This is a genomic window from Anoxybacillus gonensis (assembly GCF_001187595.1).
In the GTDB taxonomy this organism is placed as follows: Bacteria; Bacillota; Bacilli; order Bacillales; family Anoxybacillaceae; genus Anoxybacillus; species Anoxybacillus gonensis.
In genome coordinates this window covers 2,084,486-2,105,841 of the sequence record NZ_CP012152.1, presented here as the reverse complement: position 1 = coordinate 2,105,841, position 21,356 = coordinate 2,084,486, and the positions used below count along the sequence as shown (strand labels likewise).

Here is a 21,356-nt window from a genome sequence, read left to right as displayed (position 1 = left end):
GATGAGCATGTTGCGTTTTTCAATTGAAGAAGCGATTGCCTTTCGACGTGAACATCACGTTGATCAATTATTATCCATTTCGCTACAACCGACGATTACGATTGAGGAACAAGAAGATTATGTGTACATTCGTGGGGTGCTAGAGTTATCAGGAGAATATACGAAACGAGAAGAAGACGGAGAAGACGATCAACCGTTTGAAGCGGTTCGCTATGTGGAACATGTACGTATAAATGATGAGCAAATTGGCGAGTTTTTGCATCAATTTCCGATCGATGTCACCGTACCGAAAGAGCGAATTGATGACATTGAACAAGTGTATGTGATGATTGAATCGTTCGACTATGATTTAAGAAAAGATGAATTACGTTTAATTGCAGAAGTCGCGATTCATGGTATTCAAATGGATAATGATCGCGAAGATGACGAATGGGAGCCATACAACGTAGACGATTTCGAGCCGTTTGAAGCAGTTGCTCGGGAAGAAGTGTATCAACAGGAAGAAACAGAAGAAGAACAAGAGAGTATCGTCAACGTCCCAACGTTTTATATGTTTCATGAAGAAAGTGAACAAGTAGAAGAACCATCTTTTCAACATGAGCAAGTAGAAGATGAACGAGCAGAAGAACAAAAAGAAGAAAAACAATCGTTCCAACTTGAAATGAAAGGGAGAGATACGAACGAAAAACGAAATGAAAACGCCTTGTACTTAACAAAGCTATTCGGCAAAAATGAAGAACAGGCGTTTGCACGTTTGAAAATTTGTATTGTCCAACAAGGTGATTCGTTGGACAAGATTGCCGAGCGATACGATGTCTCTGTCCAACAGTTGTTGCGTACAAACCATTTAGAGAGCGGTGCGGATATACACGAAGGCCAGTTGTTATACATTCCAACGCCAAGCAAAGTGTAAAAGGGTTGCATGGCGATGAAAACGGTGAAAAAACAGAAGAATGTGGAAAAATGGAAAACAATAAAAGGAACATATGCGCTTAAACGAATGAAATCTTTAGCACATTGGCAGGCGATCGATCAAGCTCATCGCTTACGCATCCCGCTTGCCATCCCTATTTATGAAACGAAAAAGAGAGATGGACAATGGTACTATATTATGCCATGGTTAAAAGAAAAAACGAATCCAGCGGCATCGTTTTTTCATGATTTGGCACGATGGCATAAACATTCGTTAAAAGAAATACAAACGACAGAAACAGAAATCGAGCGGTATTACGAAGAACGCAAACTTTCCCTTGAGAACGCTAAAAAAACATTGACTCATTATATAGAAACATGTGAAAAACAATGGTATATGTCTCCGTTTCAACTACAATGCTGCACCCATTTTCTTGACGTCATGCGCGCCATTGCATTTTCTGAACATACGTTAAATGAGTGGCGCGAGCGAATGCGGGAGAAAAAGACGGTTCGTATTTGTTATATTCACGGTCGCCCGTCGTTTCAACATTATGTCGAACGAGACGACGGAACATCGTATTTTATTAGCTTTGAACAAGCGCGCTGGGCGCCTCCATTTCATGATTTACTTTTATTTTTCCGACAATATTTGCATACGTATCCGATGATATGTGATGACGCTGTACATTGGCTTTCACAATATGAACAAACATTAGCGCTTGAAGAAGATGAACGACTTTTATTTTTTCATTTACTTGTGGATCCACATCGGTTTGTTCATCTCATTCATCAGTACGAACAACAGCGACATCATCGACAAATGACAGCTGCTTGGCAACGAGCGTATTGGCAAATGAAAAACATTGAATATGTCATCGGGAAGTGGGAAGAAAAGAAAGAAACAAATCAAATCCAATCGTAATGTAAAGCGAATGAAAGAAAAATGAAAATAGCGAGTAAAATGACGTCGATTGTTGTTGGAAATAAAATGGTACGGATCGCTTGAACAACAGTAATTGGAATGATGCATTGTTCAGCAATAAAGCGAAGTTTTCTGAGCCACGGTGGCCAAGCGTACGGATTGTAACGTTTACGCATATGCTCACATCCTTTTTACATGTTTCGCTCCTTCGAGGAGCTTTTCTTTTTTATCATATGTATAAAGGAGTGAAAATGTGGCAAACCTTATTGACGATTCGTATGATTTTTATATAGTATTATGTATGAATAGAAAAAAGCGAAGATAGGGAAGAGTACGGCGTAACCCGCCTTGCAGAGAGGGGAATCAATAGCTGCGAGATTTCCTAGGTTTGTGGTCGTCGGAAGGTCGCCCTAGAGCTGCTTCTTTGAACGACAGTAGAAGAAGCCGGTGCATCGCCGTTATCGATTTGAGTGCTTAAGCATTGCTTAAGAAAAAAGGTGGTACCGCGAAAGAGTCTCCTTTCGTCCTTTTCGGATGAAGGGAGTTTTTTATTTTAGTGAAGGAGGGATTTTTATGTTACCGCCAAAATATGACCACCGTGCTGTCGAGGCAAACCGTTATGAATGGTGGTTAAAAGGGAAGTTTTTTGAAGCAACAAGCGATGAAACGAAAAAGCCATTTACGATCGTCATTCCACCGCCAAATGTGACAGGAAAACTTCATTTAGGACATGCATGGGATACGACGTTGCAAGACATTATTACACGCATGAAGCGCATGCAAGGGTACGACGTCTTATGGCTTCCGGGCATGGACCATGCGGGAATTGCGACGCAAGCGAAAGTAGAAGAAAAGCTTCGTCACGAAGGAAAAACACGCTACGATTTAGGGCGTGAACGATTTGTAGAAGAAACATGGAAGTGGAAAGAAGAATATGCGGGACATATTCGCTCGCAATGGGCGAAGCTCGGTCTTGGGCTCGATTATACGCGCGAGCGCTTCACGCTTGATGAAGGGCTATCAAAAGCAGTGCGGGAAGTATTCGTTTCGTTATATAAAAAAGGGCTCATTTACCGCGGCGAATATATTATTAACTGGGATCCGGTGACGAAAACAGCGCTATCGGACATTGAAGTAGTATACAAAGATGTGCAAGGTGCGCTATACCATATGCGTTATCCGCTTGCGGACGGTTCAGGCTATATTGAAGTGGCAACGACGCGTCCGGAAACGATGCTTGGCGATACAGCAGTTGCAGTTCATCCGGAAGATGAGCGTTACAAACACCTTATCGGAAAAACAGTCATTTTACCGATCGTTGGTCGCGAAATTCCGATTGTTGGCGATGAATACGTCGATATGTCGTTCGGTTCAGGGGCGGTCAAAATTACGCCAGCACACGATCCAAACGACTTTGAAATCGGCAACCGTCACAACTTGCCGCGCATTCTTGTGATGAACGAAGACGGTACAATGAACGACAACGCCCTTCAATATAAAGGACTTGATCGTTTCGAATGCCGTAAACAAATTGTGAAAGATTTACAAGAACAAGGCGTGCTATTTAAAATTGAAGAACATATGCATGCAGTCGGTCATAGTGAGCGTAGCGGTGCAGTCGTCGAACCGTATTTATCGACGCAATGGTTTGTGAAAATGAAGCCGCTCGCTGAAGCTGCCATCGAACTACAAAAAACAGAAGGAAAAGTAAATTTCGTTCCGGAACGATTCGAAAAAACATACTTACATTGGATGGAAAATATTCGTGACTGGTGCATTTCCCGTCAGCTTTGGTGGGGACATCGCATTCCAGCATGGTACCATAAAGAAACGGGCGAAGTGTATGTAGACCACGAGCCACCAGCAGATATCGAAAATTGGGAGCAAGATCCAGATGTATTAGATACGTGGTTCAGCTCTGCGCTTTGGCCGTTTTCGACGATGGGTTGGCCAGATGAAACATCAGCAGATTATCATCGCTATTACCCAACAGATGTGCTCGTGACAGGCTATGACATTATTTTCTTCTGGGTATCGCGCATGATTTTCCAAGCGTTAGAGTTTACTGGAAAACGTCCATTTAAAGATGTACTTATTCACGGATTAGTGCGTGATGCGCAAGGACGAAAAATGAGTAAATCGCTTGGCAATGGCGTCGATCCGATGGATGTGATCGATCAGTACGGTGCGGATTCGCTTCGCTATTTCTTAGCGACAGGAAGCGCGCCGGGGCAAGACTTGCGCTTTAGCACAGAAAAAGTCGAAGCGACATGGAACTTCGTCAATAAAATTTGGAATGCGTCTCGTTTTGCGCTTATGAACATGGAAGGATTCACGTATGATGACATCGATTTAAACGGTGAAAAAACGGTTGCCGATCATTGGATTTTAACGCGCTTAAACGAAACGATCGAGACGGTGACAAAACTTGCAGATAAATACGAGTTTGGCGAAGTCGGCCGCGTGTTATATAACTTTATTTGGGATGATTTATGCGATTGGTATATTGAGATGGCGAAATTACCGTTATACGGTGAAGATGAACAAGCGAAAAAGACGACGCGCTCAGTGCTCGCTTATGTGCTTGATCAAACAATGCGCCTCCTTCATCCGTTTATGCCGTTTGTGACGGAAGAAATTTGGCAACAACTTCCGCATGAAGGAGAGTCGATTACAGTTGCTTCGTGGCCGCAAGTTCGTCCTGAACTAAGCAATCATGAAGCAGCTGAGCAAATGCGTTTGCTTGTTGATATCATTCGCGCGGTGCGTAACATTCGCGCTGAAGTGAACACACCGTTAAGCAAGCCAATTACGTTGCACATTAAAGCGAAAGATGAGCAAATTGCAGCAACGCTTGAGAAAAATCGCTCATATATTGAACGTTTCTGCAATCCAAGTGAACTTGTGATTGGCACAGCGATTCCAACTGTTGAAAAAGCGATGACGGCCGTTGTGACAGGCGCGGAACTCAGTTTGCCGCTTGAAGGATTAATTAATATTGAAGAAGAAGTGAAACGCCTCGAAAAAGAGTTACAAAAACTCGATCAAGAAGTCGAGCGTGTGCAAAAGAAATTAAGCAATGAAGGCTTTTTAGCGAAAGCGCCAGCGCACGTTGTCGAAGAGGAGCGGAAAAAAGAGCGCGACTATATAGAAAAACGTGAAGCTGTTCGCGCCCGTCTTGCACAATTAAAGCAATAGTTTTATGATGAAGACGAATCCACTTTGGATTCGTCTTTCATTTTGCACAGGAGGGATTTTTCATGGTTCGTACATATAAAGAGGCAGTCGATTGGATTCATAATCGTTTATCATTAGGTGTAAAGCCGGGGTTGAAACGAATGGAATGGATGATGGAAAAGCTCGGTCATCCACAACGCCGCATAAAAGCAATACATGTTGGTGGAACGAATGGAAAAGGTTCAACCGTTTGTTTTTTACGTCATATATTACAAGAAGCAGGGTATCGTGTCGGAACGTTTACATCGCCTTATGTTGAACAATTTAATGAACGCATTAGCATCAATGGGCAACCGATTCGTGACGTTGATTTAATGAAACTCGTTCAAGTGATTCAGCCTTTAGCAGAAGAGCTAGAACAGACGGAATTAGGTGGTCCGACCGAATTTGAAGTCATTACGGCTATGGCGCTCTATTATTTTGGAAAAATGAACGTACAAGACGTCGTCATTTTTGAAGTAGGACTTGGTGGTCGTTTAGATTCGACGAACGTCATTTATCCGCTTTTATCAGTGATTACAAATGTCGGTTACGATCATATACATATATTAGGGAATACACTTGAACAAATTGCGTTTGAAAAAGCGGGAATTATAAAAGCGGGCATCCCGGTCGTTACCGCCATCGACCAGCCTGAAGCTGTACGGGTTGTAGAGGAAAAAGCAGCATCTGTACGTTCGAAAGTATATGCGCTCGGTCGCGATTTTACCGTTTTTGCTCATGAACCAACGACGAATGGGGAACGGTTTTCATTACAAACACCGTTTACGACATATCATGATGTAACGACGGAGATGTTTGGCGGGCATCAAGTGAAAAACGCAGCACTTGCGCTAATGGCGGCTGATTATTTACGCACGTATTATTCGTTTTTAATTGAGCGAGAACATATGTATAACGGCATTCGGAAAGCCGAGTGGCTCGGACGATTTGAGAAGATGAACGATCGCCCGCTTATTATTATTGATGGAGCGCATAACGAAGAAGGAATCGATAGCCTTATGGCGACAATGAACGCTCATTATCCGAACCGTCGCGTGCATGTCCTTTTTACAGCGTTAGGCGATAAACCAGTCACAGCGATGATTCGAAAACTAGAAACGATTGCACAAACGATGACGTTTACAACATTTGATTTTCCACGTGCTCTTTCCGCCGAACAACTAGCCGAACAAGCAACACATCCGAACGTTCAATGCACGAACGATTGGAAACAATGGCTAAAAGAAAAGCGAAAACAAGTGGGAAAAGACGACATCATTTTAATTACAGGTTCGCTTTATTTCATCTCAAACGTACGAAATTTTATAAAAAATAAATATAAATAATGGCAAGAGTACTGGTATAATAGATAAAAAAATAGGACTTTTGAAAGGGGGAGAGGTAGGTGAAAAGAGCTGTTTCGGTGTTTTTAACACTTCTTTTGCTTGTTCCGTTGTTTACTCCTGTTATGACTGTGCGTGCGACGGACAACATCACATACAATGTACTTGAAATTGTTAGCCATGCTGATCAATTATCTTCGTCACCATTAAAAAAAGAACTCGGAAGCACATCGAATATAAATGTGACGACAATGACGATGAAGCGCTTTGTTGCATTACGGGACGAATTAGACGGGAAATACGATGCGATCGTTATTTCGAGTGGAGACTATAATCCGACGAAGCTAGGGAAAATGTCTGGAAATACTCAAGCACATAATACGGCAAATGTCTTGAATGATATTACAGATTTAAAAGCAAGACAAATAAAAACATTTTATATTGACAAAGGATTACCTGTTTTTCTTCATGATAGTAGTGTAAAAAAATATCCAACAAGTAAACTGTATAGTTACTCTCAATCAAACGCATGGAAGACAAAGCAAAATGTTATTTTCTTTACAACGAATACGAACATAAAAAACTATTTTGCGTCAAATGGTACGAAACGTCCTCATTTCGTGTTAACAAATGCCCCCTCTCCTACAAAAACGTATAAAAAAGGGGACACATTGTCGTTCGTATATCAAATCACGAATTATACGCAATTTCAAAATAAATGGCTAACTGTAAACTTATATATTGACTCTGATTTTAACGACAAATATACAAGTGAAGAAATTGTCGCATCCAAACAAGTGCAAGGAGCGACAGGAACGATTTCATACACGCTTCCAGCTGGTTATTCAGGTCCGCGCTATTGGAAAGTAGAAATTGTTGATGAAACGAGTGCATTAAAAGATTATGTGAAAGGGTTTGTGAAGTTTCAAGATGTTGTCGCAAACATTAAAGTGTTACAAATTCGTAAAGGGAACGATGCCAGTTCATTATTGAATACGAAAAATATGAATCCGAATTTTTTAAGTCGTACGAACGAATATAACATTCATATTGACGTAACAACATTAGATGACTTTCAAAAAAGCAAAACGTACGAACCGAATTACTCCCATGAAGTGATTAATGGAAAATATGATATGATTATTTTCGGATTTGCTGATTGTTATAACGGATGTGGATCTACTACTCTAAATCCAAATGCAGTCCAATCCGTTAAAAACTTTATCCAATCCGGTCAAAGCGTGATGTTTACACACGATGTCATGTTCGGAGAAAATAACATATGGGTCAATGAATTTGGTTCAATCGTTGGACAAATTCAGCCATGGACAGATTTAGGAAATGGGGCTCCAAATCCGTCAACAAGTACAAAACAAGTAAATAGCGGTTTAATGACAAACTATCCTTTTCAGTTAGGAGAAAACATCTCGATTGCATTAACACATAACCAATATTATACACTTAACTTAGAAGATGAAAACATTATTTCATGGTATAACATTGTCGGCTCTTCACGTGACGTATATGATAGCTGGAACCATTACTATACGTATTCCAATGGAAACGTCACATATTCTGGAACCGGACATGTCGGAACAACATCAGCCTTTCCAGAAGAAGAACAAAAACTATTCGTCAATACGATGTATCGTGCGTTTTTCGGTTCGAACCATGCACCGCAGTTGACAGTCGTCACACCACAAGAAAACGAAAAAATTCCGAGCAACCAGCCGATTGAGCTATCGTACAAAGTAGAAGATTTAGATTTAGTTGACCGAACTTTTTCCACGAAAGTATGGTTAAACGGTCAAGAAGTGTATGCGGAAAACAATGTGCCAAACGGCAAGATGATCATTCAATCCATTCCGCACAATATGCCAGATGGCGGGACAGCAACGATTAAAATTGAAGCAACAGATGCGCGCGGAGCAAAAGTAACAAAAGAATTTCAAGTGGTGATTGAAAAAGTATCGGCAAATATCGAAGTCAATCGGGCGATTTCAACAACGCTTACACCGGTTAACGAACCGATCGCGATGCAATATACGGTAACGCCAAAACCGTTGTCTTTATTAACGAATACGTTGTTAAAAGTAACGAACATCGCGTTTGAAGAAAAATTGCCAGCAGGGATCGAAGTGGTTTCATTGCCAAATGGATTTACAAAACAAGGAACGGTGACAGAAGGCTATACAATTAAAGGAACGTTGCCAGATATTTCATTTGTTAAGTCGGGAACAACATATATCGCTGAACCGCAAACGTTTACGATTCAAGTGAAACCGACGGCGAAAGGAACGTTTTCGCTCTCACAAGCTAAACTGACGTACAAAGATATAAATACGCAAGTCGTCAATGTATCGTTTAACGTCGTATCTTTCGTTTCAGATTACAAAATAACAGATGCCACGCTACCAAGCACAATTTTTGTGAACCGTGGCGTGCCGAAAAATGCGCGGTTATTGTTAAACGTCTTGCCGCAAGAAGCGACGATCGCATCAGTAGAATGGAGCGAAAATAGTCATGGGCAAGTTATTTCGATTGACCAAAACGGCGTCATTACCGCAATACAAGAAGGAACAGCACAAGTGACAGCAAAAGTAAAAGATATGTTCGGTAACGTCAAAACAACAACAATGACGGTCATTGTACGCATTCCAGTCGATTCGATAACGATTCAAAACTTTACTGTTTATGTCGGTGAAACGATTCCAATTCCAATAAACGTATCACCTGCAGATGCGAAAAAAGCCGTATCTTATTCGCTAGGAAATAGCTTGTATGCTGAAGTGAATGGTGCAACCGGAACGATTACAGGATTAAAAGAAGGAGTAACGACGTTAACTGTTCAAGCGTTCAATAGAAATGATGAACTCATTGAAAAAACAGTGACCGTCACTATTGAAGCGATTCCAGTCACTGCTGTTGTCGTATCTCCAACGGTTGTAAATATGAACATTGGAGAAACGGCTACGCTTGCCGCAACCGTTGCACCAAATAACGCGACGTACAAAACGATTGAATGGAGATCGTCCAATCCGAATATCGCTTCTGTCGATGAAAATGGACGTGTCACAGGGCTAAGCACAGGGCAAGTGACAATAACAGCGCAAGCACACAACGGTGTGATCGGAACAGCAATCGTTCATGTTGGTTCGCCGTTGACAGGTATTTCACTTCCATCTACATTGCTTGTTCAAAAAGGGAAAACGATCAATGTATTGCCATACATTGCACCAATCCCAGCAAATGCGACGACAAAAATTGTAAGCCGTTCATTTGCTGTTGGAAATAGTTACTATGCTGTTGTCGATCAAAATGGAGAAGTCACTGCGAAACGTCTCGGTGAAACGCCACTGACGGTGAAACTCGTTGATGAAACAGGGAAAACGTGGACGGCATCAACAGTTATTCGCATTGTTGAACAAGCGACAGATCCAACGAAAGGCGGAAATAAAAACGGTTGGCTGTACTAACAAAGGATGTGAACACGTATGAAAAAATTGATGATGCTATTTGTCATCATCAGCTTATTAAGCGGATGTTTTCCGTCGAAAGAAGAAAAACAAAAAAAATTCATCAAAGCGATCGAACAAGGAAATGCAGAAGCGGTTCGCGACTATATGAAACAAGAAAAAAATATTAACTTTAAAATGAACAATGAAACACCGCTTGATGTAGCCATGCGGAACGGTCAGCGTGAAATTGCGGTTCAACTATTAAAAGCTGGAGGGAAGTCGGCTGTTATGCCACTTCCTCCCCTCCATTTTGCGCTCGCTTCTTCTTTGGCTCAAGGAGATGAAGAAAATATTGAAATTGTGAAACAAATGGTGAACGAACAGACGGTGCGTGAAAAAGATAAGGAAAACAATACCCCATTGCATATCGCAGCAGGGAGTGGAGATCTTTCCCTCGTTCAACTCGTTTGCCAATACGATGTTGATATGAATGCGGAAAATAAACAAGGGGAAACGCCATTATTGCTTGCGGTGCAGGCAGGGAATGTGGATGTTGTCCGCTTTTTATATGAACGTGGGGCAAATGTGGAAATTGCCAATAAATCTGGTGAAACGCCGTTATATAAAGCTGTTGAACGAAATTTTATGGATGTAGCAAAATATTTATTAGCAAACAAGGCGAATGTCAACGCCAAAACGAATATTGGAAAAACACCGTTAATGGTTGCGGCTGAATACGGATATGATGAGTTAGTAACCATTTTGCTTCGCTATGGGGCCGATGTACACATAAAAGATCAGATGGGTAACACGGCGCTTTCTCTTGCGCAATATTGGAAACATGAAAATATAATCAAACAGCTAAAAGAAAAAGGAGCGAGGTAGCTCCTTTTCTTATTGTACTCGCAGTTCGTCAACGATGACAGCAAGCTGTTTAACAAGCGGTAAGCCGAGACCGCGGTTAATAAATACATCTTTATTATGTTTAACGACAAAGCGAGCATATTGTTTTTGATCTTCTTCTGACGATATAGGAGTTTGAAACGAGAGGTTCGTTCCGCTCTCGTTCGTTTCACCGCGATACGTATTAATAATTAACCCGTTTTCATCTGTGTACGGAATAATTGAGCCATTGCCGCGCGCAAATAGCCCTCCTTCGATATTGATATATGACCCGACGGCATAAATGACTGCATTGCTATCCGTGTAGAAAAATCCTTTTAAATTCGGTGTGGTGAGTGAAAAGTTGTTCGTAAATTCATTGACACGAGCGATTTCGAGCTCCTCTTTTGTTAATAATACGACTTCTTTCCCGTTTAATCCACTAATCGTCGTATTGTAAATTGATGTATTTCCGTTGACGTAAATGGTAGAATCGAACGCCACTTGCCCTGTAATCGTTAAGTTACCGAGTACAATGATGTTTCCTGAAATTTGTAAAGGAGAACTTCCCGCATTTTCTAACGTCAAGTCGCCATTTACAATCAACCATTGTCCATCATTTAAAGTGAACGAAGTAATATCGAAATACGGAACTGTACTTGTATCAAGGAAAATGGATTTCCCGCTAGCAATCGCAACGTCTAACGCAGTTGGTAAATTAGTGGCATCATCCACAGTCACAAATGCAAACGATGGTTTTAATTGTTCTACAAGCTCTGACAATGGTAAAGAAATGAGATTTTGATATTGCGTTTGTTTACTTTGATCAAATGCATCAATGCCAGCTGCGGAGAGCAGTTTATCTTTTAATGTGAAATCGAAGTTTACGTCAATAAACTCCTCTTGTTCTTTTTGAATGCTCGGTCCTTGATATTGAAACGACAGGGAGCTAGATGAAAAATCGTTCATGTTTTTTGTAAATTCGTTTGATATCGTGTAACAGCTTTTTGCTCCGTTTTCGTGATCGCATGCATAGCGATTGCCATCAACGAACAATATACTTTTTTCGCTTGTCGTCGGAAATGATGTTTGCACAGAATAAAGCGTTGAGTTGTAAATATAGTTGGCAACATTAGTGACGTATATATCTTTCCCTGCATATATATTGCCATCAATATATGCTCCGCCATTTAATGTGACATTTTCACGCGAGCCAAGGGCATATTTTAAAAAGCTTGGCGCATTCGTGATAATCACTTCGCGAGTGACTGCTTTGTTTCCGTATGGGGCAGATATACGAAAGACGCGTGTAAATAAGTGATTGCGCACAATTCCTTTTTCATCGGTTATGTCTTCGATCGTGACGCCATGGCGGTTCATGAGCTCATTCAAAAAACCTACCTGTGCATTTCCTAAGTCAACATCAAGTTGCGCAGGAGTTGATAACGTTAACTGTTCGACTTTTACTTTTAGTTCAGCGACTGTTTCTTCTACAGCTTTCACCGCGTCGTGGAGCGATGTGACATCTTCGACTCGCACTTGTGTAAATTTTGCTTGATATATGCTAACGGATAAAATCGTAAGCCCGATGATAAAAAAGACGGTGACCGTTAACATCACAAGCACAAGACTATATCCTCTTTCATTCACATCGATCCCCCCTTAAAATCCGAATTCTGACTGTAATGTAAACGGTTCAATATATAACGGGTCGTCTGGATTTCGGTGGTCGTTATCTCGAACAGATAAACGAATCGAAATGATTCCGCTTTTACATACGTTTTGTTGTTTTCGCATGCACGTATAGGTGAATGTAGATTGTTCAGGAATAATGCGTAAATTTGATGTCGTGATTTTTTTTTCATTTATTTGTAACGTTTCGTTAGACGTGTCAATGATGATTTTTAGCGTTTCATTTCCTTTTTCTTTTTCTTCCACGAGCCCTGTATTTGTGTCAATTTCTTTTTTTACTTGATTGACAAACGTTAGCGTATAGTTATTTGATTCGTCCTCTTTTAAACCGTCTGGCGCAAATGCATATAATTCGTTAAAAATCATTGTCATGATTACATCTGCTTCGCTCCGTAGTTGATTTTCAATGCCTATTCGTTTATATGCTTTCGTTCCTGCTGTAAATACGCCGTATGCAGAAGCGGCAATGACGGATGTGATCGCTAGCCCAACAAGCAGTTCGATCAGCGTTAATCCTCGTTCGTTAGCGAATACTTTCATTGGCGATCACTCCTTTTAATACGATCACTTCGTTATTCGAGCGAACAGTCACATATAAACGAAGTAAATAATTGCTTACGTCCTCAACCGGCTCTTTTTCTTGTTGAATGGCTTGTGTTAAAGGGTCTGGAAATTCAGTTGATGGGTTTGTTTTTATTTGCGACCATATCGTTTGATCGTATGGAATGAGCCAAGCTTGTACGTCTTCTTCATCGTATGTGACATTGTTAACCGTCGGTGAAAAAACAGCTTTACATACATGTTCGTCGGGGAATAAAGACGAATTTGCACACGATGAAGCGTCCAAACGAATAAAAGGTGTTTGTTGTGTGATATGATCGGTTGTATATTCGGATATGGTTTGAAAATCAAGTCGTTCCATATAATGAATCACACCGCGTGCGATATTTATAGCAACCGTTTTTGATTGGTTATACGTTGTATATGTCATTGCATTTGTGAAAAACATAAACATGCCGCTCACAACAAACGACAAAATGACGATCGATAAGAGCACTTCAATTAACGTAAACCCACGTTTGTTATAAAAAATATTTATTTTCTTTTGACACATTTTCCTTCCCCTTCTTTTAAAATACATAACTTTATTATACAATATGTTAGAGTTAGTGTTTGCATCATTTTGAATGGGGGGAGCGATTTGTCGTATTTATTTTTTTTCATTTTTTTTCTCATATTAATCCCCATCTATATTCGATTACCTTTTGGATGGACAAAAAAAGGACTTGCTCTTTTATTAACGATCGCTTGTTTATTAAGTGCTTTCGGCATGATTGCGATCGAACAATTTCCACTTTGGCAAGCTGCATTATTTCTTTTTCTTTTAGTGATCGCGAGTACATATTTACTTGAACAAAAGCTCGGCCATTTATTTTATGCACGCATTTATGAGCATGATGTCATTGTCGAAGATGACGGAGAAGATGAGCGAAGAGATGAACAGCCGCTTGTGATGAAAGAAGTGACAGAAGAACATTCGGAAAATGAGCTGCAACAAGTCGATGACATCGATGTCGAATGGAGCGAGGGGGACTGGCAAGAAGTCGAGCAACATGTTTCGATCGAGCCGTTAACCGATGCATATGATGATGTCATTGAACCGATCGCGAATATGGACGATGTCATTGAGCCGTTACACAACGATGACATAGATGTAGACGAAGCGTTTATCATGCAAGAACGGTGGGACGATTTGCTTAGCGATATAAGTGATGAAACGTCACGCGATGAATCATTTGAGAATGAAATAAAAGAAGAGCTTGATATAGAAACGCTTGCTATCGTAGAACAACCGATCGAACAAATGGCTAACGAACGACATGAAAGCGAAACGACGTTACAAAGTGTTGTCGTACATACAGTGAGCGAGCAAGAAATGGACATCATCCCGGTTATCGATCATGCTTTGCAACAGCAAGAAGAAGAGGCAAACATTCCGATGATCGAAGAAGCAGTTGTTTATGATGAACAACCGTTTCAAAGTGCATCGAATGAGATGGAAACAATAGCAGAAGAAAAAACAACGGAACTTTTGCGTATGCTTCCAAAGCCGTTGCTGAAAAATTTACTCGCTTCGTTATATGCGATGCGTTCACAGTTGTCAGATCATGAATATGAGCAGCTTATTCATAAACATTTACATCCTCGTTTACACGAACAAGATTATTATACATTTGCAAATGTATTAATGGAACATTATGTAGCTTCAAAACAATATGAAAAGCTATATCGCTTTGCAACACAACTGTATGCACAATATGAGTGTTATCCAATCATTCAACAACAATTAGCACATATGATACATTACGCTGAACAAAAAATGAGGTGGGAAAAATGAAAAGTAGCACACAAGTTATCGGTCTTCCAGTCATTAGCATCCAAAATGGAGTTCAACTTGGACAAGTGAAGTCGCTTGTCGTGAACCCAGAAAAAGGCACAATTGACTTTTTAATTGTTGATCAAGAAAATTGGGAAATTAGCATGAAAGCGATTCCGTTTCGCAACGTCATCGGAATTGGTGAATTTGCCGTAACGGTTGAAGAAGAACGAGCTGTACTTGATTTAAACGTCATTCCGATCGCCAATGAGCTCGTTAATAAAAAAATTGCGATTAAACAAGCAAAAGTAATGACGAGAAAAGGTCAATTGCTCGGTGAAGCAACGGAGTTTTATATTGACGAAGAAACAGGACAAATTACCGGCATTGAAGTGCAAATCGGAAATGAGTCTCGCATCGTTCGCGCTGATCACGTCATTACGTACGGAAAAGAGCTACTTATTGTTCACGAAGACGCGCAACAAACGGTGGCTTCGGACGTGAGTGAGTTGTTGTCACTAAGAGGGACACAAGTAGAGCCTCTTGTTGAACAAATGACACCAAAAACAGTTGAAACGGAACTCGATGAGTTGCGTCGAAAACAAATTGATATGTTAACAGGAAAACGGGTGTTAAAAGATATTGTTGATGCAAACGGTCAAACATTGATTGCGAAAGATACAATTTTAACGAAAGAACATATTATTCGTGCCCAAGAAGAAGGACCAGACGTTGTTATTGAATTGTCGATGAATGTCGAGTAAGGAGGCGTATGCCGTGCGCCAAATCGCTTTGCTTAAGTTGTTTTTCACGTTGCTTCTTACCGTTTCATATTTACTTGCAAGTACGAAAGTGGCGACATGGGCGTACGAGTCGTTCGTTAGTGGCGATACATTTGCTAAAGGAACGAGCATCGGGCCAGTTGATATATCGAATCGTTCATACGAAGAAGCATATGAACGAATCAATCAAAAAGTAAATGAGTGGAAAAAAACAACGCAAATTACGCTCGAAATAGAGGAAAAGAAATCCACTATACCGACAAATGTGTTTACATTTCATATTGAAGAGAGCATAAAACGAGCGGAGAGTGGAAAGAGCACCCCCCTCCTCGTTTCCGTTGACGGACAAGCTTTACAAGATGTGATTTCTTCGCTTGGCGTATCAAGTGATTGGATCGATGTTGAAAAAGTAAAAGCACAAGTAGAACAAACGGCAGCTTTGCTTACAACTGCTCAACTGTTTCTTAGCCAATATATTCGAGAAGAGGTGCAAAAAGAGACGATATTGTCGCAAGCAATCGTTCCTTCGTCAGAAGAACTTCGTGCGATGACGCCAACAACAATCGTCATTGAGCCAAAACAAGTATTTTCTGTTTCGGACTTTTTCAAACAGCAAGGAATAAATTTATCAAAAGAAGCGATGACGTTATTTGCATCAGCATTGTATGAGGCCGTTGTACCGACAAATTTTGAAATTGTTGAACGGCATACGAGCCCTGTATTGCCAAATGGGATCAAGGCAGGATTTGAAGCGGCCGTTGAACGAAATAAAAAAGATTTTATATTTTTTAATCCAAACGATCAGCCGTATACGGTTGAATGTGAAACAGAAGGCGGTCAAATGAAAGTTGCGCTAATCGGCATGCCATTTATTTATCAATACGTATTAAAAACGGATCCGATCGAGTATTACGATCCGAAAACGATTGTCCAATATAGCGCATTGCTGAAGCCAAACGAAAAGCGAATAAAGGAAGAAGGAAAAAAAGGAATGCTCATTCGCTTGTACAAAGAAGTGTACGATCGAAATCGAACAATGATTGAAACGGTACCCGTTTCGGAAGATTTTTATCCGCCTGTTCATCGCGTTGAATTGCGTGGATTGCAAGCAGGAGTAAGTAACGGAACGGAGACACCAACTCCAAATGAATCACCTTCAACACAGTTACCACAACAAGAAGACATATGGGGAAATGAAAACGAGCAAATAAAAGGAAATGAGGATGAGACCTCATGAAAAAGCAAGAGCGAAAACGACTAGGAGATTTGCTTGTTGAAGCGGGATTAATTACGAAAGAACAACTCGAAGAAACGTTAAAAGAAAAAGCACCTGGTCAAAAATTAGGAGATGCGTTGTTGCAACGAGGATATATTACGGAGCAACAATTAATCGAAGTGTTAGAGTTTCAACTTGGTATCCCGCACGTCAGCTTATATCGTTATCCAATTGATCCGAAATTAATGAATCTCGTACCGAAAGAATTTGCGAAACGAAATATGCTCATTCCTTTAAAACAAGAAGGGGATCGGCTGTTTGTCGCCATGGCAGATCCGATGGATTTTTTTGCGATTGATGATTTGCGTCTATCGACAGGTTTTCACATTGAAGTGGCCATTGCATCAAAAGACGATATTTTACGGGCAATTAATAAATATTACGATATTGATGATTCAGTGGAAGAATTTTTAAACATCGCTCCTCCGCAAGAAGTGCGTGAACAAGAAAAGCTTGTGGAAGATGACTCGCCGATTGTTCGACTCGTCAATCAAATTTTACAAATGGCAGTAGAACAACGAGCGAGCGATATTCACATTGATCCACATGAAACGAAAGTCGTCATTCGTTATCGCATCGACGGCATTTTGCGCACAGAGCGGGCGTTGCCGAAACATATGCAAGGAATGTTAACGGCGCGCATAAAAATTTTAGCGAATATGGATATTACAGAACATCGCGTTCCGCAAGATGGGCGGATTAAAATGAACATCGATTTTCATCCTGTCGATTTGCGCGTATCGACGTTGCCGACCATTTACGGTGAAAAAATCGTTATGCGCGTGCTTGATTTAGGAGCAGCATTAAACGATTTAAACAAACTCGGATTTAATAAATTGAATTTACAGCGGTTTATTCAACTGATCGAACAACCAACGGGCATCGTGTTAATTACAGGACCGACGGGTTCAGGAAAATCGTCGACGCTTTATGCGGCATTAAACCGATTAAATGGGGAACATGTGAATATTATTACAATTGAAGATCCGGTCGAATATCAGCTTGAAGGAGTAAACCAAATTCAAGTAAATCCGAATGTTGGGATGACATTTGCTGAAGGGTTGCGTTCGATTTTGCGCCAAGATCCAAACATTATTATGGTTGGAGAAATTCGTGATCGTGAAACAGCGGAAGTAGCGATTCGCGCCTCTTTAACAGGGCATCTTGTGTTAAGTACGTTGCATACGAATGATGCATTAAGCACTGTTGCTCGTTTAATTGATATGGGAGTCGAGCCGTTTTTAGTTGCCACATCGCTTTCAGGAGTCGTTTCGCAGCGTCTCGTGCGACGCGTTTGTCGCGATTGTCAAGAAGAACAAGAGCCGACGAAGCGGGAAATTGACATTTTCGCTCGTCGTGGCTTGAAAATTGAAAAAGTGATGCGCGGTCGTGGTTGCCCGACATGCAATATGACAGGATATAAAGGGCGTATTGCGCTACATGAATTAATGGTGATGTCTGATGAAATGAGAAAAGTCATTTTAAATGGCGAGCCGCTTTCGAAACTGCGCGAAATTGCGATAAAAAATAAAATGATTTTTTTAATTGATGACGGCTTATTAAAAGTGAAGCAAGGGCTTACGACAACAGAAGAAGTGTTGCGTGTAAGCATTGGGTAAGGTGATGAAGATGAGACAAAAAGTAGATGCGATGTTGCGAGCTGCATTTGAGTTAAAAGCATCTGATATTCATTTAACGGTCGGCGTTCCCCCGATTTTTCGCGTGAACGGAGATTTAAAACGATACGGTCAAGATGTGTTATCGCCAACCGATACAGAACAAATGGCAAGAGCGATCGTTCCAGAGCATATGTGGACGCGCTTTGAAACAGATGGCGAGTTAGATTTGTCGTATAGCCTTTCCGGTGTTTCACGCTTCCGTGTGAATGTGTTTAAACAACGTGGATGCATATCGCTTGCCATTCGTATCGTACCGACAAAAATTCCGACGCTTGAAGAATTGCAATTGCCAGATGTATTAAAAAAAATGGTAACAAAACCACAAGGGCTTATTCTTGTTACCGGACCGACAGGAAGCGGAAAATCGACGACGTTAGCTGCGATGATCGATTATATGAATAAAACGATGCGCAAACATATTATTACGCTTGAAGATCCAATTGAATACGTGCATAAGCATGGAGGGTGTATTATTGACCAGCGCGAGATCGGGACGGATACAAACAACTTCGCAAATGGACTTCGAGCGGCGCTTCGGCAAGATCCAGACGTCATTTTAGTTGGAGAGATGCGCGATCTAGAAACGATTCAAACAGCCATTACCGCCGCGGAAACAGGGCATCTTGTATTCGGGACGCTTCATACGTCCAGCGCACCGGCGACAATTGATCGTATCATTGATGTATTTCAACCTGAGCAACAAACACAAATTCGCATTCAATTGGCAACTGTGTTAGTTGCGATTATTTCGCAACGATTATTTCCACGCGCTCAACAAAACGGACGCATTGCAGCGACAGAAATATTAATTAACAATGCGGCCATTGCAAATTTAATTCGCAACGGAAAAATACATCAAATTCCGAGCATTATGCAAACGAACCGCGCGCTCGGTATGCATACGCTTGAAGCGAACATTAAAGAACTCGTCCAACAAGGATTCATTGCAAAAGAATCGGTTGAGCCGTATTTGCAGGAAGGGTGAAATAGATGGCGCAATTTCGCTATGAAGCGCGCGATGTGCGCGGGCGAGTGAAAAAAGGTACGATCGTTGCTTCGTCGCGTCGAGATGTCATCATGAAACTGCGAGAACAACGATTAAAAGTCATTGACGTACGCGAAGTACCACAGACGTTATTAACAAAAGAAATTACGTTCGGAAATCCTGTAAAACTGCAGCATTTCGTCATTTATTTACGCCAATTTGCTACGCTTTTAAAAGCAGGGGTAACGATCGTTGATGCCACTCGCATTTTAGCGGAACAAACGGAAAGTAAAGCGTTAAAAAAAGCGCTCGTGCACGTTGAGGAGCAGTTGAGAAGCGGCAAACCGTTGTCTACGGCGATGACAGATCATCCGAACATTTTTCCTTCGCTCGTCGTCAATATGATTCGTGCGGGGGAAGCGAGCGGAAGCATTGACGAAACGCTCGAAAGGCTTGCCGATCATTTTGAAAAAGTACATCGCACAAGGCAAAAAATTGTTTCCGCTCTTGCATATCCGATCGTTGTTGGAATGATTGCTGTCGTCGTTGTCATCTTTTTGCTCGTGAGCGTCGTTCCGACATTCGTTTCGATGTTTGCTGATTTTGGCGCAGAATTGCCAACCATTACGAAGTTTGTTTTACGTGCAAGCGAAGTGATGCAAACGTATTGGTGGGGCGTTATTTTGTTGTTCATCGCTCTATATATTTTATTAATCATGTTAAGGAAACAAAAAGTAACGAAATATTATTTAGACGTTTTCATGCTTCGCATGCCGATTTTTGGTGGGATGATGCAAAAAGCGGTGCTAGCGCGTATGACGCGCACATTAAGTTCTCTTTTTTCAAGCGCTGTCCCTATTTTACAAGCGCTTGCCATCGTAGAAACGGTCGTTGAAAACGAAGTCGTTGCCCGCGTCATTCGCACATCGCGTGATGCGCTTGAACGCGGAGAATCATTAACAGAGCCGATGAAGCGACATTGGGCATTTCCGCCACTTGTCACACAAATGATTGCGATCGGAGAACAAACCGGCTCACTAGATGCGATGCTTGCAAAAGTTGCTGATTTTTACGAAGCGGAAGTCGAAGCAGCGACGGATCGTTTAAAATCGTTAATTGAGCCGCTCATGATCGTATTGCTTGCAAGCGTCGTCGGGACGATCGTCACATCCATTTTAGTACCGATGTTTGATATATTTAATCATATTCAACAATAAAACTAGTACTTTTCAACTAGGTTGTCATCGTGTAAAATGATGAAAGAAAGAAAAAAATTGCAAAGGAGAGGAATTATGTTAAAACGATTCATTCGTAACGAAAAAGGTTTAACGTTAATTGAGTTGTTAGCAGTCATCGTTATTTTAGGGATCATTGCTGCCATTGCGATTCCTAGTATTGGGGGATTAATCGACAACTCGAAAAAAGACGCTCATGTAGCAAACGCACAACAAATGATTAACGCAGCAAAAATTGCTGTGACGGCGGATAAAGATTTGATTCCGGCTAATGAAAAATATACAGTTCTTCCTCTTGCTTATTTAGAAAGCAAAGGGTATCTAGAAACCGTAAAAGATCCGGATGGGAATACTACGTCATATAAGAAGGCACCATCTGGTTACGACAACAAACCACTTACATCCGAAGGCGATCCAAAAGAAGCGTATTCATATGTGCTTATAAAAAATACAGACACAAAATTAATATATTTTGTAAAGTTGATTAATAACTCACGTGGTGTTTTTGGAGAAGATGGGGTTGCTGTAGAAGAAAAAGATTTAAAACGTGATGCGGTAAACGAGATTGAGTAAAAAAATAAATATAAAATT

General features: G+C 40.9%; 17 protein-coding genes and 1 other annotated feature. Of the genes, 13 read left to right on the top strand and 4 right to left on the bottom strand.

Translation table 11 applies throughout. The features are described from left to right. The first annotated feature begins 7 nt into the window (after positions 1 to 7). Positions 8 to 913, top strand: coding sequence for a LysM peptidoglycan-binding domain-containing protein (locus AFK25_RS11070; protein WP_035065476.1), 906 nt, complete (start codon positions 8 to 10; stop codon positions 911 to 913). Between the two features lie 15 nt (positions 914 to 928). Then, positions 929 to 1,837 carry a protein kinase family protein gene (locus tag AFK25_RS11065; RefSeq protein ID WP_240483403.1) on the top strand — a complete coding sequence of 303 codons (909 nt, stop codon included), beginning with the start codon at positions 929 to 931 and terminating at the stop codon, positions 1,835 to 1,837. On the opposite strand, the gene AFK25_RS11060 is transcribed toward AFK25_RS11065, so the two are convergent. Beyond that, positions 1,822 to 2,013, bottom strand: coding sequence for a hypothetical protein (locus AFK25_RS11060; protein ID WP_009361757.1), 192 nt, complete (start codon positions 2,011 to 2,013; stop codon positions 1,822 to 1,824). The genes AFK25_RS11065 and AFK25_RS11060 overlap by 16 nt on opposite strands. Before the next feature lie 133 nt (positions 2,014 to 2,146). Continuing rightward, positions 2,147 to 2,369: a binding site (T-box leader), on the top strand. Positions 2,370 to 2,410: 41 nt separating this feature from the next. Here AFK25_RS11060 and AFK25_RS11055 point away from each other — a divergent pair. From AFK25_RS11055 to AFK25_RS11040, 4 genes are all read left to right on the top strand, one after another. Then, complete coding sequence (locus AFK25_RS11055) at positions 2,411 to 5,035, top strand: valine--tRNA ligase (protein WP_035065482.1); 2,625 nt, start codon at positions 2,411 to 2,413, stop codon at positions 5,033 to 5,035. A gap of 62 nt (positions 5,036 to 5,097) precedes the next feature. After that, positions 5,098 to 6,402, top strand: coding sequence for a bifunctional folylpolyglutamate synthase/dihydrofolate synthase (locus AFK25_RS11050; RefSeq protein ID WP_035065485.1), 1,305 nt, complete (start codon positions 5,098 to 5,100; stop codon positions 6,400 to 6,402). Between the two features lie 59 nt (positions 6,403 to 6,461). Next, positions 6,462 to 9,875: an Ig-like domain-containing protein gene (locus AFK25_RS11045; RefSeq protein ID WP_035065487.1), complete on the top strand. Its 3,414-nt coding sequence runs from the start codon at positions 6,462 to 6,464 to the stop codon at positions 9,873 to 9,875. A gap of 18 nt (positions 9,876 to 9,893) precedes the next feature. After that, positions 9,894 to 10,742 carry an ankyrin repeat domain-containing protein gene (locus tag AFK25_RS11040; protein ID WP_035065490.1) on the top strand — a complete coding sequence of 283 codons (849 nt, stop codon included), beginning with the start codon at positions 9,894 to 9,896 and terminating at the stop codon, positions 10,740 to 10,742. A gap of 9 nt (positions 10,743 to 10,751) precedes the next feature. Here AFK25_RS11040 and AFK25_RS11035 read toward each other — a convergent pair whose 3' ends face one another. The 3 genes from AFK25_RS11035 to AFK25_RS11025 are packed head-to-tail and all read right to left on the bottom strand — an operon-like array spanning position 10,752 to position 13,545. Next, the gene (locus tag AFK25_RS11035; RefSeq protein ID WP_035065493.1) at positions 10,752 to 12,389 is read right to left on the bottom strand and encodes a hypothetical protein; all 1,638 of its coding nucleotides are present in this window, start codon (positions 12,387 to 12,389) and stop codon (positions 10,752 to 10,754) included. Positions 12,390 to 12,401: 12 nt separating this feature from the next. After that, positions 12,402 to 12,971: a PulJ/GspJ family protein gene (locus AFK25_RS11030; RefSeq protein WP_035065497.1), complete on the bottom strand. Its 570-nt coding sequence runs from the start codon at positions 12,969 to 12,971 to the stop codon at positions 12,402 to 12,404. Then, a complete protein-coding gene (locus AFK25_RS11025) occupies positions 12,955 to 13,545 on the bottom strand; it encodes a type IV pilus modification PilV family protein (RefSeq protein WP_035065500.1) in 591 nt (196 codons plus the stop codon). The genes AFK25_RS11030 and AFK25_RS11025 overlap by 17 nt, the downstream gene beginning before the upstream one ends. Before the next feature lie 87 nt (positions 13,546 to 13,632). On the opposite strand from AFK25_RS11025, the gene AFK25_RS11020 reads away from it, so the two are divergent. The 7 genes from AFK25_RS11020 to AFK25_RS10990 all read left to right on the top strand — a co-directional run bounded on the left by AFK25_RS11020 (position 13,633) and on the right by AFK25_RS10990 (position 21,338). Then, positions 13,633 to 14,829: a hypothetical protein gene (locus AFK25_RS11020; protein WP_035065502.1), complete on the top strand. Its 1,197-nt coding sequence runs from the start codon at positions 13,633 to 13,635 to the stop codon at positions 14,827 to 14,829. Next, a complete protein-coding gene (locus AFK25_RS11015) occupies positions 14,826 to 15,572 on the top strand; it encodes a PRC-barrel domain-containing protein (RefSeq protein ID WP_035065505.1) in 747 nt (248 codons plus the stop codon). Before AFK25_RS11020 ends, AFK25_RS11015 begins: the two co-directional genes overlap by 4 nt. Before the next feature lie 13 nt (positions 15,573 to 15,585). Next, entirely contained in the window at positions 15,586 to 16,827 is a 1,242-nt protein-coding gene (locus AFK25_RS11010) for a VanW family protein (RefSeq protein WP_035065508.1), read from the top strand. Further along, positions 16,824 to 18,485: a GspE/PulE family protein gene (locus tag AFK25_RS11005; RefSeq protein ID WP_035065511.1), complete on the top strand. Its 1,662-nt coding sequence runs from the start codon at positions 16,824 to 16,826 to the stop codon at positions 18,483 to 18,485. The genes AFK25_RS11010 and AFK25_RS11005 overlap by 4 nt, the downstream gene beginning before the upstream one ends. 10 nt (positions 18,486 to 18,495) lie before the next feature. Then, a complete protein-coding gene (locus tag AFK25_RS11000) occupies positions 18,496 to 19,530 on the top strand; it encodes a type IV pilus twitching motility protein PilT (RefSeq protein WP_035065514.1) in 1,035 nt (344 codons plus the stop codon). A 5-nt stretch (positions 19,531 to 19,535) separates the two neighbouring features. Next, on the top strand, positions 19,536 to 20,747 hold the full coding sequence (locus AFK25_RS10995) for a type II secretion system F family protein (RefSeq protein ID WP_035065517.1): 1,212 nt from the start codon (positions 19,536 to 19,538) through the stop codon (positions 20,745 to 20,747). A 75-nt stretch (positions 20,748 to 20,822) separates the two neighbouring features. Beyond that, complete coding sequence (locus tag AFK25_RS10990; RefSeq protein ID WP_035065520.1) at positions 20,823 to 21,338, top strand: prepilin-type N-terminal cleavage/methylation domain-containing protein; 516 nt, start codon at positions 20,823 to 20,825, stop codon at positions 21,336 to 21,338. The last annotated feature ends 18 nt before the right edge of the window (positions 21,339 to 21,356 follow it).

What these genes read in the sequence shown, in the direction of transcription:
- AFK25_RS11070 (WP_035065476.1), top strand. Translation starts at nt 8, where the DNA reads ATGTTGCGTTTTTCAATTGAAGAAGCGATTGCCTTTCGACGTGAACAT.
- AFK25_RS11065 (WP_240483403.1), top strand. Translation starts at nt 929, where the DNA reads ATGAAAACGGTGAAAAAACAGAAGAATGTGGAAAAATGGAAAACAATA.
- AFK25_RS11060 (WP_009361757.1), bottom strand. Translation starts at nt 2,013, where the DNA reads ATGCGTAAACGTTACAATCCGTACGCTTGGCCACCGTGGCTCAGAAAA.
- AFK25_RS11055 (WP_035065482.1), top strand. Translation starts at nt 2,411, where the DNA reads ATGTTACCGCCAAAATATGACCACCGTGCTGTCGAGGCAAACCGTTAT.
- AFK25_RS11050 (WP_035065485.1), top strand. Translation starts at nt 5,098, where the DNA reads ATGGTTCGTACATATAAAGAGGCAGTCGATTGGATTCATAATCGTTTA.
- AFK25_RS11040 (WP_035065490.1), top strand. Translation starts at nt 9,894, where the DNA reads ATGAAAAAATTGATGATGCTATTTGTCATCATCAGCTTATTAAGCGGA.
- AFK25_RS11030 (WP_035065497.1), bottom strand. Translation starts at nt 12,971, where the DNA reads ATGAAAGTATTCGCTAACGAACGAGGATTAACGCTGATCGAACTGCTT.
- AFK25_RS11025 (WP_035065500.1), bottom strand. Translation starts at nt 13,545, where the DNA reads ATGTGTCAAAAGAAAATAAATATTTTTTATAACAAACGTGGGTTTACG.
- AFK25_RS11015 (WP_035065505.1), top strand. Translation starts at nt 14,826, where the DNA reads ATGAAAAGTAGCACACAAGTTATCGGTCTTCCAGTCATTAGCATCCAA.
- AFK25_RS11005 (WP_035065511.1), top strand. Translation starts at nt 16,824, where the DNA reads ATGAAAAAGCAAGAGCGAAAACGACTAGGAGATTTGCTTGTTGAAGCG.
- AFK25_RS11000 (WP_035065514.1), top strand. Translation starts at nt 18,496, where the DNA reads ATGAGACAAAAAGTAGATGCGATGTTGCGAGCTGCATTTGAGTTAAAA.
- AFK25_RS10995 (WP_035065517.1), top strand. Translation starts at nt 19,536, where the DNA reads ATGGCGCAATTTCGCTATGAAGCGCGCGATGTGCGCGGGCGAGTGAAA.
- AFK25_RS10990 (WP_035065520.1), top strand. Translation starts at nt 20,823, where the DNA reads ATGTTAAAACGATTCATTCGTAACGAAAAAGGTTTAACGTTAATTGAG.